Annotated in this window: 11 protein-coding genes; 2 read left to right on the top strand and 9 right to left on the bottom strand. The window is 43.7% G+C overall.

Annotated elements, in window-relative coordinates:
- Positions 1–48 precede the first annotated feature (48 nt).
- The 9 genes from ACX5KA_RS01260 to ACX5KA_RS01220 all read right to left on the bottom strand — a co-directional run bounded on the left by ACX5KA_RS01260 (position 49) and on the right by ACX5KA_RS01220 (position 10,365).
- On the bottom strand, positions 49–747 hold the full coding sequence (locus tag ACX5KA_RS01260; RefSeq protein WP_020744863.1) for a heparan-alpha-glucosaminide N-acetyltransferase: 699 nt from the start codon (positions 745–747) through the stop codon (positions 49–51).
- Between the two features lie 14 nt (positions 748–761).
- Positions 762–1,244 (bottom strand): YybH family protein, encoded by a 483-nt coding sequence (locus ACX5KA_RS01255; protein ID WP_069945558.1) that lies wholly within the window; start codon positions 1,242–1,244, stop codon positions 762–764.
- Between the two features lie 34 nt (positions 1,245–1,278).
- Complete coding sequence (locus ACX5KA_RS01250) at positions 1,279–1,758, bottom strand: YybH family protein (RefSeq protein ID WP_061487037.1); 480 nt, start codon at positions 1,756–1,758, stop codon at positions 1,279–1,281.
- 11 nt (positions 1,759–1,769) lie between these two features.
- Entirely contained in the window at positions 1,770–2,684 is a 915-nt protein-coding gene (locus ACX5KA_RS01245; protein WP_049587497.1) for a copper resistance D family protein, read from the bottom strand.
- 8 nt (positions 2,685–2,692) lie between these two features.
- Positions 2,693–3,085 (bottom strand): copper resistance CopC family protein, encoded by a 393-nt coding sequence (locus ACX5KA_RS01240; protein ID WP_012516837.1) that lies wholly within the window; start codon positions 3,083–3,085, stop codon positions 2,693–2,695.
- Between the two features lie 257 nt (positions 3,086–3,342).
- The gene (locus ACX5KA_RS01235) at positions 3,343–6,480 is read right to left on the bottom strand and encodes an efflux RND transporter permease subunit (RefSeq protein WP_458730256.1); all 3,138 of its coding nucleotides are present in this window, start codon (positions 6,478–6,480) and stop codon (positions 3,343–3,345) included.
- A complete protein-coding gene (locus ACX5KA_RS01230; protein WP_168463060.1) occupies positions 6,477–8,495 on the bottom strand; it encodes an efflux RND transporter periplasmic adaptor subunit in 2,019 nt (672 codons plus the stop codon). The genes ACX5KA_RS01235 and ACX5KA_RS01230 overlap by 4 nt, the downstream gene beginning before the upstream one ends.
- Positions 8,492–9,856, bottom strand: a complete 1,365-nt coding sequence (locus ACX5KA_RS01225) for a TolC family protein (RefSeq protein ID WP_014996986.1) — start codon at positions 9,854–9,856, stop codon at positions 8,492–8,494. The genes ACX5KA_RS01230 and ACX5KA_RS01225 overlap by 4 nt, the downstream gene beginning before the upstream one ends.
- The gene (locus ACX5KA_RS01220) at positions 9,856–10,365 is read right to left on the bottom strand and encodes a DUF411 domain-containing protein (RefSeq protein ID WP_012516831.1); all 510 of its coding nucleotides are present in this window, start codon (positions 10,363–10,365) and stop codon (positions 9,856–9,858) included. Before ACX5KA_RS01220 ends, ACX5KA_RS01225 begins: the two co-directional genes overlap by 1 nt.
- Before the next feature lie 747 nt (positions 10,366–11,112).
- Between ACX5KA_RS01220 and ACX5KA_RS01215 the strand changes: the two genes are divergently transcribed.
- Both ACX5KA_RS01215 and ACX5KA_RS01210 read left to right on the top strand, forming a co-directional pair.
- Positions 11,113–11,796, top strand: a complete 684-nt coding sequence (locus tag ACX5KA_RS01215) for a heavy metal response regulator transcription factor (RefSeq protein WP_012516830.1) — start codon at positions 11,113–11,115, stop codon at positions 11,794–11,796.
- Positions 11,780–13,186 carry a heavy metal sensor histidine kinase gene (locus tag ACX5KA_RS01210; RefSeq protein ID WP_015066001.1) on the top strand — a complete coding sequence of 469 codons (1,407 nt, stop codon included), beginning with the start codon at positions 11,780–11,782 and terminating at the stop codon, positions 13,184–13,186. Before ACX5KA_RS01215 ends, ACX5KA_RS01210 begins: the two co-directional genes overlap by 17 nt.
- The last annotated feature ends 562 nt before the right edge of the window (positions 13,187–13,748 follow it).

The following is a 13,748-nucleotide window of genomic DNA, read 5'->3' as shown; positions in this document are numbered from 1 at the left end:
TATTAGTTACTGAAGGTGATTAATGGCAAAGTAAAAGAAGGTGTATAGTTACACCGATGAGCTCAACCAATAGATAGTACCAAACAGCGCAAAAAAGATAGGTTGATGCAATATGTAAACCACTAAACTATGCCGTCCGAGAAGAGTCAACTTATTCGGAATATTCCATTTTGCAACAGGATCAAATCCGCTTTTCAAAACGTGCCCTATCGCAATACCAAACAATACCACACCTATCCATGGAAAAATCGCAACGTAATCGTTTGGAGAATGAGGTAGTGACAAACTGATCAGATTAAATGGCCATTTACTGGATACGAGGCCACTGTTAAACAACGTGACCGCAACAAAACCCAACAACAGCGACAATATGGGTTTTCGAATCAACGGAACACACAAAACACTTGCTACTACAATAAAATGCAATACGCCAAAGAATATCCAGTTTGCATTAAAAAAATAATACGTAAAAAGCGATATTACCGCGGCCCAGAACGCTATGGAAAACAGCCGCAGTAAAAACATTTTTAGATTAAATTTTCGAAAATTCCCGAGCACGAGCGACGCGCCTACACTCACAAAGAAGAGCGTCAATATTACATACCGAAACTCCCTCCACCCTTTTCCATTGGGGACATTCCAATCAACCCAACCAAAAAAACGAAGATCGTAAGCAAAATGGAATACAACCATCAATACAATGGCTAACGTTCGTATTGCATCCAATGTGATATTGCGATTTTGCACGGAATTCAACGTTGTTAATGGTGCTTATGTGGCTTGTTATCACGGGTGGATGAATGCGAATGAATGACCTTCCATCCTTCATCAGTTCGGCGAAACAAATAGGTTTGAAATCCTTTTTTATCAAAAACTGCGCCGGTTTTGCGCACTTCTCCTGAAACATTTACTGTCGTAATTGCCCAAGCGAAGTCTCCTTCAACGTTTGTTTCGATATCTAGAATATCAATGGTCAATCGTTTCAATACCTCTTTTTCCGGCTCTACATGATTTTTGACCAAATCCTCTAACCCTTTATTCTGACCGCCTGACTCAATGTAACGCGCACCTACCTGGCCAAGATAATGTTGATAGAACGGCATACCGTTACCAGACTCCCACCCCTTTTCAATATCTTGGATCATTTCTAGTATCTCGGTTTCGTCGTTCGTTTGCTCAGACGCATAAATGTATGGTGATGTGGCTAAAAAAATAACAACGCAGCTTGCATAGAAAAGTTTCATCGTTTTGACCTTTTTATTTTAGTTTGGTGGGGAGTTAGTGAGACCAATGAATATGACTGATTTTCCACTGTCCATTGATCAGCGTTAAAAAGAGCGTTTCATTGCCTGTCCTATCAATATCTCGACCTTTATAGTTTCCAGAAGTGTGACTTCTTGAAATGGAGACAGCTGTATTACCATGCACACGAACATGATGCTCAATCGTCTTCGTGGTTACGGCAGATGAAAATTGCATGTCTGCTTGCAAATGATGTGCACGATATTCGTCGGCACTGCGCTCAATTCTGCCACCTTCCAAAATAAGGACATTATCGGCAAGTAAGCTCATGACTGTCTCTGCATTAGCGTCGGAGAGTGCTTTGTGGAATTGTTTTGCTATTATTCCTGCGTCGGAGTCTAGCCCTGAGAACATAGGACTATTGCTGGTGTCGTTATGCGATTTATCATGAGCATTAACACTGTTAGTTAATAGCAAAGGAACGAGTATGATTGACAACAAGTAGATTTTTTTCATTTTGTGTTTCTTCAATAATTGGGGCCTACGGCGGTACTTAACACCACCGTCACCATTAAAATAGATATCCCTATACAAAGTTCGATTTGGATTGATTTTTGAAGCGTTCGAGGACTGGTTATGCCGGTTAAAAGCTGAGGAGCCAATCGCAGTTTGTGTAACAACGCGATCAGAAAGATGGCACCAACAAACAACAGCTTAACAAGCAATACAAAGCCGTAGTTTGTGTCAAGCAAACTGCTAACAGAACGCACAAGTTGCCAAGCCAGTAGTAAACCAGCAATAATTAACCCCCCAATGGGGTATACAGCCGATTTCCCAAATTTTGTCATGACGAGGTGCAAATTGGGGTTAGAAAGCGCTACGCACGTCCTTGAAAGAGGCCAGAGTGAACCCACCCACGCGAGCGCAATAACGGCATGAGCAGCCAGGATAAACTTGAAACTAGGTTGTAACTGTTGAGTATGCCCAGTTAATGTAAATGTATACCCAAATCCTGCCAACGCAATAACAATGAAAATTCCAAGAGAGCGATTTGAAATAAAAGCATTTTTTCTAATTGAATGACCTAAGTAGGTTAAATATAGTAGCGCACTTGCGAACAGCACTAGTCGACTTTTTGCAACATCTCCGAGCGTTGAATGCGCGACCATCTCTCGCATAACGGGGTCAAACATACCAGCGTATCCAGATTGAGCGAGCTGCCCAACCTGAAACAAAAAGTCAAAAGCACTAAAAATGATGCCAATGACCGCAAACAAACGCATGTGCCTTGTTACCGTTGTTTGTAAGCTTGCGGGTAGAGTAAATTTGGTGTCAGTATCAGTATTGGTAATGCACAAAATCCAACCACCACCAAGCAGCGCTGATACGCCGAGATAAACACCAAACTTTGAAATCAACAACCCCAACTGCCAAATGTCCATAGCGTCCTCTAATGGTTGCCGTGCGTGCTGTCGTGCTTTTTATCGTTATGTTTCATCATTGAAGCATGCACCATAAAACTAAAAGCCCCTTCCATTTTGTGACCGTCCTGACCTAGCAACATCCAATTGACAGTGTATGTATCTACTGGTAATCCGGGTAATTCGTAACTAAAGGCACTAGCGAGTTCCGTACTTGGCTTAAACTCAAACGGAATGGTTTCCCCACTTTTTGATTGCAACGTTACTCTAGCCAACCTTACAGGCTTGGTAAAAACCAATGATAGTTCAGGTGGAGATGACATCAACATCGCATTATCCTTAGGTGTAGATGTCTTAAGTGTTGTGTGAGCAAAAGTAGAAAAACTTAAGGCTACCATGAGCATTGAAAAGATTAGTTTCATTTGAAGTCTCCTTAGACTTGATGGGTTATAGATGACACAAATGCTTCAATATTGATGGCATTTGGGTCAATGGTATTGTCGATCAGCAAGCCTGTGACGTCTTTCATCATCGCGCTGGGCCCAGGTAAAAAAATGTTCACCCTGAATGTAGTAGATATCAAACCAGACCATGTAAAGGCCGCTTAACGACCAAAACAACACCTGCCCGCCGACTAGCAGCATAAGCCAACGATGTGAACGGCGAACAGGTCCTTTCATTACGCAACGACAGCCAAGTATTTAAGCTGTTGTTTGCGCCATATTAAATAAATGGCAGGCAGTATGAGTAGTGTCAGAATAATCGCACTAACCATTCCTCCCACCATCGGCGCGGCAATCCGACTCATGACTTCGGACCCCGTACCAGAGCCATATAAAACCGGCAGCAATCCAAAGATGATAGTGGCCGTTGTCATCATGACGGGACGAACACGCAATCCTGCACCGTGCAGTACTGCCTCGGTCAACATCTCGGCGCTCGGTAAGGTACCCCCTTCTTTGCATCTATCCATCAGTGCCTGATATTCATGATTGAGATATACAAGCATAATGACTCCTATTTCTACAGCGACACCGGCCAAGGCAATGAAACCTACGCCTACGGCCACGGAGAAATTAAAGCCTTCGATGTACATAAGCCATATGCTGCCAACCATCGACAATGGCAACGTCCCCATAATAATCGCCACTTCAATGAAGTTTCGGAAGTTGAGGTACAATAGAATAACGATTATAGCGAGCGTCAAAGGCACAACGTAAGTGAGCTTCTCCTTTGCCCTTAACATATACTCGTATTGGCCAGACCAATTAATTGAATAGCCGGCGGGTAAAACGAGTTGTTCAGCAACAACTTGCTGCGCGGTAGCCACATACGTGCCTATGTCTACACCATCGATGTCAACATACACCCATCCATTGAGCCGCGCGTTTTCACTCTTGATACCCGGTGGTCCGTCTTCGATGTAGACGTTAGCAACATCAGCTAAGGCTATACGTTTTCCTTGTGGTGTCACTACAGGTAACAAAGAAAGCGACTCTGGAGAGCTTCGGTATGACTGCGGATAACGAATATTTACTGGATAGCGCTCCAGCCCTTCTACACTCTGTGTTACGTTAACACCGCCAATTGCACTAGAGACGATTTGCTGAACATCAGCGATATTGAGCCCATATCGGGCGGCTTTTTCGCGATCAATGTCGACTTTCAAGTAGCGACCGCCAGCGACGCGTTCAGAATACACTGAAGCCGTGCCATCGACGTCAGTTAATATTGACTCAATTTGTTGGCCGATTTTTTGAATTTCCATTAGATCGGGACCACCAATTTTAATCCCAACAGGGGTTTTAATTCCTGTGGCAAGCATGTCAATTCGGGTTTTTATTGGCATCACCCATGCGTTGGTTAAGCCCGGTAAATTGACCACAGCATCAAACTCTTTAATAAGGTCCTGCGTGGTCATCCCTTCTCGCCATTGTTCTTTGGGTTTCAATTGAATAAATGTCTCAATCATGGTCAGTGGTGCGGGGTCCGTCGCCGTATCCGCCCGCCCTACTTTGCCAAATACCGTTTCTACTTCTGGTACGGTTTTTATTAATTTGTTGGTCTGTTGAAGAAGCTCTCGTGCCTTCCCGATTGATATGCCGGCATAGGTGGTCGGCATATACATCAAATCGCCTTCGTCAAGCGGGGGAATAAATTCACTACCAATTTTATCAATTGGCCAAACCCCGATAGCCAAGACAATCAATGCTGCGACCATCGTTGACTTTGGAAAGCGCAAAACTGTCTTGAGCGTCGGTATGTATAAAAACGTTAAAAACTTGTTGACTGGGTTTTTGTGTTCAGGCAACACCTTTCCACGTACAAAATACCCCATTAAGACTGGGACCAGTGTAATCGCAAGTGCCGCTGATGCAGCCATTGCATATGTTTTCGTATAAGCAAGAGGGGAAAACATCCTCCCTTCCTGGGCCTCAAGCGTAAAAACAGGTACAAAACTAACCGTAATGATCAACAAACTGAAAAATAACGCGGGTCCAACTTCGACCGCAGAATCGATAACAACCTGCCAGCGATTTTCCTTGGTAAGAGGCGTCTTTTCCATGTGTTTGTGCATATTTTCAATCATAACGATCGCACCATCACTCATGGCGCCAATGGCAATAGCAATGCCGCCCAACGACATGATATTGGCATTGATCCCTTGCATATACATAACGATTAGCGCGGTAATGATCCCGACAGGAATACTGATGATTGCGACGAGTGACGACCGAACATGAAAAAGAAAAGCGACACATACCAAAGCGACTACGATAAACTCTTCCACTAGTTTCGAAGCTAGGTTATCAACGGCTCTTTCAATTAATGCGGAACGATCATAAACAGTGACCACCTCAACGCCATCAGGTAGTCCTTTTTTTAAGTCCTCTAGTTTTGCTTTGACGCCATCTATCGTTTTTTGAGCATTCTCACCAAAACGCATCACGACAATACCGCCGACTGTTTCCCCTTCGCCGTTTAGCTCTGCTATACCGCGGCGCATTTGTGGACCGATATCTACAGTGGCAATATCCCTTATTAAAAGCGGTGTGCCATTGTCATTGACGCCAAGAGGAATGGTTTCGATATCCTTCTTATCAGAAATATACCCCGTGGCACGAACCATGTACTCAGCTTCTGCAAGCTCCACTACAGAGGCCCCAACTTCTTGATTTCCTCGCTTTATTGCCATCTGAATATGAGAAAGCGGTATACCGTAAGCGCGGAGTTTTTCAGGATCTACTTTCACTTGATACTGTTTCACCATACCCCCTAGCGCCGAGACTTCGGACACGCCAGGCACAGTTTGGAGCTCAAATTTCAAGAACCAGTCTTGCAAACTGCGTAATTGAGAAATATCGTGTTGGCCGGTTCTGTCGACCAATGCATACAGATAAACCCAACCAACGCCTGTGGCATCTGGACCTAATTGCGGCCTGGCGTTTTCAGGTAGATTGGGGGCAACTTGCGATAAATATTCAAGCACCCTGCTTCTTGCCCAATATAAGTCGGTATCATCATCAAAAATGATATAAACGTAGGAGTCACCGAAAAACGAATAACCTCGAACCGTTTGTGCACCCGGTACGGAAAGCATGGCGGTCGTTAGCGGGTACGTTACCTGATCTTCTACAACTTGTGGCGCTTGACCAGGATAACTCGTTTTGATTATCACTTGGACATCGGATAAATCTGGGATCGCGTCTACTGGCGTATTTTTCATTGTAACTAAACCGCCACCGACTATGATGATGGTTGCGAGTAAAACAAAGAAGCGGTTTGAGACCGACCAACGTATGATTGCTTCTATCATTCGTGCGCTCCTTCATGTTGGCTGTGATCCATCGTTCCTTTATCAGATGCTTGTATATGTAATGTGGTAATAACGTACGCACCGTCTTGGGTTTTGGTAATTTCGATGTGCAGTCGCATACCAGCGGTAATGTCAGATAAATCAATCTCATTAGCGACGTTGAAATCCATTGTCATTGCAGGCCAATCCCACGCCTCAATAGGGTCATGTTCAAGGCTTAACTGGTTGTTAGCACTCATCACTGCATTGACCGTTGCTTGAGTCCACACAGCGTCGACAGCGGTACTTGTTTCACTACTTGCCTCTTCAACAACATGAATGGTAGAAACAAGATATTCGCCACTTGAGGATTTTGAAATTTCAATATGCGCAAGCGTTCCAGAGGCCAAATCAGACAAGGTTATGTTATCTGCCACATTAAAATCCATCGTCATCGCGGGCCAATCCCACTCTTTTATCGCGGGATGATCGACATTTATCATTCGATGCCCATCCATTACAGAATTAATCTTGACTTCAGCCCAAACGCTTTCAGACATCGTCGCCTGTGTACTTTGTGCTGAATCGATAATGTGCACGGTTGTCACCACATATTGACCATCAGTTTGCTTACTGATCTCGATATGTGCCGATGAACCACCTTTGACCGTTGCTAAATTGATATGCTCCGCTACCACAAAATCCATGGTCATCGACGGCCAATCCCATTCTGGAATTGGACCATGTTTTGCAGTTATCATGTTGTGAGAAGGCATCACGTCTGTGATCATCACCTCTGTGAAGACCGATGTTGGACTTTCTTCAGGGGGTTCCATTCGCTTAAAGTCAGAGCTAATACTGCTCTCTGAATCAAGCATAAATTGAGCGGAGGTGACAATGCTGTCACCATCGATCAGTCCTTCAAGTACTTCTGTAAACTCGTCAACCACTCGCCCAATTTTGATTGCAACTGATTTAAATTTTCCATCTCCCAATGCCAATACAACGCGATTTTGATTGCCTGTTCGAATAACCGCTTCGGTTGGCACGATCAAGTTGGTCGAATCCATATCAGAGTGGATAGTCACTTGAGCGAACATGTTCGGCTTTAACGTATAATCTTGATTAGCAAAGCGAAGACGCACACGCAGTGTGCGGGTACTCTGTTCAAGGGTTGGGTAGACGTAGTCTACAACGCCTTGCCACGTCTTTCCGGGGAGGAAATCTAATGTCATAGTAACAGGCAACCCTTCCACTATTTGGGCGGTTTGTCGCTCAAATACCTCTGCATCAACCCAAACCTCATCCAATGCACCAATCGACATGACTGTAACGCCAGGTTTTATAAAAAAACCTTCTCGAATGTTTAAATTATCTACGAATCCGGTTTGGGGTGCGGAAAAGGTAACGGTTTGCTGAACATTTTTTGTTTTTATTAACGTCTCCACGACGTCTTCAGGCACTTGCAATGCATTTAAGCGAGAACGAGCAGCTACGATCAGATCTTTGTTGTTTCTGCGCATAGCAAGCAGCAATTCTTCTTGTGCATTCACTAACTCAGGCGAGTATAGAGAGTAAAGTGGTTCCCCTTTTTTAACATATTCTCCTGATGCTTTTACATGCAGTGTTTCTATCCAGCCTTCAACGCGAGGATGCACATGGATTAATGTTTCTTCGTTGTATTGAACGTACCCGACAGTTCTAATAGGGACATGCAGCGCGCGGCGCTGCACTTTCGCAGTTCGAACACCAAGATTGTTCTCCACATTTGGCGCTATAGTAATTGTTCCTGGGCCCGCATCACCACTTGAACTTTCTTCGTAGACAGGAATGAGATCCATGCCCATCGGAGACTTTCCTGGTTCGTCTCTGCGGTAATTTGGGTCCATCGGCGCAACCCAATACAACGGTTGCTTCTCTTCGTTTTGCTCATTATTCGCGGTGGATGATGAAGATGGTATCAGAAACGTGAATGCCAACGCAGTCATAATACCGCCTGCTACCCCGCCTATGACGAGTGCTTTAATTGTGCTCATTGTTGTTCTCCGATTTGAGACAAAGGAATACCTGCGTTGGTATCAAAGTAATAGTTGAGTTGAATTTTTGTTTTGACCAAATCCACACTGATATCCAGTGCGTCAATTCTGGCATTAAGATCCGCAATACGAGCACGCACTACCTCAGCAAAGTCTCCTTCGTCGTTGGTATAAGCATTGAGCGATGCCTCAGCTTGCTCTTGCATTTGCTCTAACAATTCGAGTTCGTACAGCGCTTGTCGCTCCATTAATCGCTCATTTTCCGCATATAAAGACTGGATGTATGACATCATTTCTCTGAGGACTAAGCGCTTGTCGGTTTTAATGGCTTCAGATAGGCTTACGGCAGCCGAAACCTCTTGGTCTTGGCGGTTTTCTGTAAAAAGAGGTACATCGAAACTTACACCCATCGATAAAAAATCTGCTCGACTTGTACCGTCGGGCGTGTCGTCTCTGTAGGCGTAACTAGCGTTAACCCCCCATTGTGGCTTGTATTTTTCTTTGGCAAGGTCAATACCGGTTTGGCTGGCGCGAATTCTTTGCTCTATCGAGAGGATCAAAGGGTGTTGATTGAGAACCATTGCAAGCGATTGTTGATCTCTGCGCTCAAGTATTGTTCTCATATTCTGCCCCATGTTTTTGATCTCAGGTAGGGCATGCGGCAACGTTAATCGAGAAAAGGCATCAAATCCCGATTGACTTGGATAATTTTGATCTCTAACTAGCCACTCTAGAAGCTTCCCTGTGGCTCTTTCTTCTAATGCTCGTAGTTTAGTAAGTCGGTCTTCCAACCTTGTTAATTCCAACTTTGCACGAACGATATCTTGCTGATTTACGCGTCCAAAGGCAGTTGAATAATTTGCCTTTGCGATATCGCTGAGCTGTTCAAATAACGCTTTATCTTCATCAATTAGCTTTACACTTTGCTGCGCCCGATATATTTCTAACCATAAGTTTGATACTTGAACGCGTGCTTTGGCCACTCGGTCGGCTCTCATCAGGGGATGCTCTGCTGCTTGCTCCCGCAATTGACGAGACCTTATGGCTAACGAATCACCACGAGGAAACATCTGTGACACACCTACTTTTAGCTGAGTCATGGGCTCTTGATCAAACGCAAAACCATCAGTGGGTACATTTGCTAAACCGATGTTGACAACGGGGTCTGGTAGGCTCGAGGCGACGACACTACTGGACAATGTGGCACGTTCACGATGTGCACTGCTAACGAGCCATGGATCATTTTCTACCGCTATTTCTACTGCACGTTTGAGCGTTAATTTTTCATTCGCGATAGCGGGAGAGACCATCGAGAACGAGAACGCTCCCCAAATAGAAACAAAAAGACAAAACCGGTTCATTAGAATTGCTCCTCATAGGTGTTGACTTCAGCAAAGGTCGTAACTGAACCATCTACATTGAGTTGCAATACAAGGTAAGGTTGGAATCGTTCGTCAACTTCCATGCCCGGCGATCCAATTGGCATGGCTGGAACGCTCAACCCTAAAACCCCTTCAGGAGGGTTTTCTAAAAATTGTTGGATGTATTTTGCGGGTATGTGCCCCTCAAATACAAACCCGTCCTGAGAAAGAGCAGTATGGCAGGAGCGATACTGGGGTTCGACGCCATATTTATCTTTGACTCCGGACATTAGCGTGACATTTGTCACATCTGTCTCAAAGCCATGTTCTTCAACATGTCGCACCCATTTTTGACAACATTTACATGTTCTACTCTTGTAGACATGTAATGTGAATTTCGGTGCCTGTGTTGCAGACTTTGCATCATTCTTTGCCTGCAGTACATCACTGCACGCCGTTAAAAAGAGGACTAAAGAAAACAAAGCCCCAAACGGTATATTTTTGTTCATAAACAACTCTCACATATATTGGATTTTGCACGCTTTACGATGGAAACGTCACGTGCAGTAACTGTTAGTCTTTACATCGACTAATCTAATTACACGAGAGAGTATTTTGGGGGGCGTAAATGTATAGCGATAAAGACTTTATGCAGCCTTGTTTGTTTGCTTAGGGCTGGGGTGTTCAACAGTTTTGGTGTTTCGAAACTCTCCCCAGCCAACATGCCGAGCTGAAAGACTGCCATGGGACAACAGCAATTTTGATTGCAACAACTCTCTGATGCGTCGTGTGATGAGTGGTCCATGTGATGACCGATTCTGTTATCTATTTCATGCACCATATCGCTTGCACATGGCGTAGCTACACTCGCGAAAGACCCGCTTACTTGCACGCTCAACAAAGCGATAACAAAGAGGTATTTGACGAATGAAAGTTTCACTTAAACCTGACTCCTTTAATGAAACGCGTTTTCACGGATTAGCTACGGCAATGAGAATATCAAATGGCCCTGACAGACAGATTACCTTGACATTACAATTTTGTAATCATGAGCGATATTGATAGCGAAAGTGTATTTTTAGTTGAATATTTGCGACTTCGAGCTACGATGTGGCGCGCTCATTAGTATATTGAATACTCTGTTGGTTGCTGGCATACGTTTTATTATTAGTATACTAACAGCATTTTACGATTGCGGTGTATTCAACAGGCTTACTCCATTGAATTAAAGCTATGCAGCAGGTTAATCACACACCATGAAAATACTTGTAGTCGAAGACGAAGTAAAAACGGGCGATTACATCAAACAAGGGCTAATTGAATCCGGCTTTGTTGTAGAATTAGTAAGGACTGGCCTGGATGGTCACCACAAATCGATGATTGGTGATTATGAATTAATCGTACTCGATGTAATGCTGCCCGACATAGAAGGTTGGAAAATCCTGTCTTCATTGAGAGAGTCTGGTAAATTTACACCCGTTCTTTTTTTAACCGCTCGCGATCACGTTAATGACAGAGTCAAAGGACTTGAGTTAGGCGCAGACGATTATTTGGTTAAACCGTTTGCTTTCGCGGAACTCCTCGCAAGAGTGCGCACCTTGATCAGGAGAGGGACTTCTGTCCCTAACAACACGTTACACATTGCAGATTTGGAGCTTGATATCCCTTCTCGCGTTGCGAAGCGCGGTGGCAAAGTAATCAATCTGACGACTAAAGAGTTTACATTGCTTGAACTAATGGTCAGACGTCAAGGTGAAGTATTGCCCCGTTCTTTGATCGCCTCTCAGGTATGGGACATGAATTTTGACAGTGACACGAATGTCATTGATGTCGCTATCCGAAGATTGCGTGCAAAAATTGATGATGACTTTCCTGTAAAGCTAATTCAAACTGTCAGGGGGATGGGCTATAAAATGAGTGTAGATGATAGTAACGAATAAACTAAAACGGCCAAACTCTCTTGCGTTTAGAGTCACTATACTTGTTGGCATTACCGTATTTTTGTGCCTTACAATAATCAGCTTAATCGTTCAACAATCAATTGCAACGCATTTTGCTGAACAGGATGCTGATGAATTAAATGAGGTATTCCATGCTGTAAAACGAAAGCTTAGCGAAGCATACACTGAAAAGGTGGCACCTTCGAGTATCCTCGTTGAAGCAGTGTCTGGTCATCATGGAGTCTATTACCTTGTGCAAAATGAAGATGGAGAATCCGTATTTTCGAGTAAAGGCGTTGACTTGCACAAATACCCCGGTCAATTGTTTGACAACGATCTCATAACGCCTGATATGTTGACACTTTTTTTTGATGGATCCCATATGTTGCGAGCAACTGAAGCTCTCGTGACCGTCAGCACTGGTCAGAATAAGTCTACATACCGTGTTGTGGTAGCCTCCAACATGGAATTTCATATGAATTACATGGAAGACTTTGAAAAGACGTTATGGGGCATTATTTTCGTGTCTGGTTTGATCACGATAATAGTGGCACGTTTTGCTGTGTATCGAGGCCACTCGCCGCTACGAAAACTGAGTAGAAAAATAGGTTCTATTACTGCTGACAAGCTCGATATCCGACTAAATCCTTTAGAGGTACCGGTCGAGCTCGCAGGATTAGTGGGGTCGTTTAATGCTATGATTGAACGACTCGAAGCTGGCTTTGAGCAACTTTCATATTTTTCTGCGGACATTGCGCATGAATTGAGAACACCGGTCACAAACCTGACAACTCAAACGCAGGTTATTCTGAATCAACCGCGCACTGAAAGTGAATATGTTGAAATTTTATATTCTAATTTGGAAGAATACGAACGTATGACCAAGATGGTCAGTGACATGTTACTTCTAGCCAAAACGGAACATGGACTCGTCAAGCCACAGTTAGAGCGACTAAATTGCCGGGCAGAGCTTCAAGAATTAGTTGAGTATTTTGAACTACTGGCAGAAGAAAGACAAATTCAAATTCGCATCCGAGGGGCCGATGCCACAATTGATTGCGATAGGTCCATGTTTCGACAAGCTATGAGTAATCTATTATCAAACGCAATTCGATATTCCTTCGAAAACGCGATTGTTAAGGTAGCAGTATCTACCAACGATGAACATACAAAAATTACCGTTTCAAATCCAGGCCCGAAAATCTCTGATGACCATCTTCAGAGACTTTTTGATCGCTTTTTTAGAGCAGACCCTTCACGAAAAAATCATGGTCAAGGCGTTGGTTTAGGATTGACTATCGCTCGTTCATTGCTTCACATGAACGGAGCTAAACTAACGGTTAGCTCAGATGACAACTTAACCGTATTTGTTGTTTCATTCCACAAATAATCAATCAAACTTCGTCCTGGACTCTAAACAGGTGGTCACTTTCTGAAGCTGATGTATCGGCCACTTCCCCTCATTTGTCATGTTTGCACTTTCCAACACCTTCTTCATAAAACTGGACATTTCATCATTAATCTTAATACAGTTGCTGGTATAGGCTTTACTTGTGTGTATCAACAATTGATCTAACAGTTCGGAATAAGTTGATTAATACCTTCGGAAAAAACCAAGCCTAGAGCCTCACTACCAAATTGGGAAACTCATTTTTCAGTTCCTCAATTATTGGATAAAGAATGATAACCTGCTCACTGTGAAAAACACCTGGAGCCAGATGGAAAACGCACATCTGTCGTGTTGTTTCAGCTGCTATAATAGTCGTCATCATTGACTCATTTTGGCCAATCACACTTAGGACTATTTCATTCGCATCGTTTGAAATTTTCCCACACGCTCGGACGGTGACGCCACAAATATCAGTGCTATTGTGTATGTTTATAAAAAGCCAAAATGCTATTTTTCGAAAAAACGGATTGCGCAGGAGCAAAAAATTGGGTTAAAGAAGTTG

This window comes from Alteromonas alvinellae, assembly GCF_902705805.1.
Note: the sequence above shows the minus strand (reverse complement) of the source record. Positions and strands in the feature narration are given on the sequence as shown.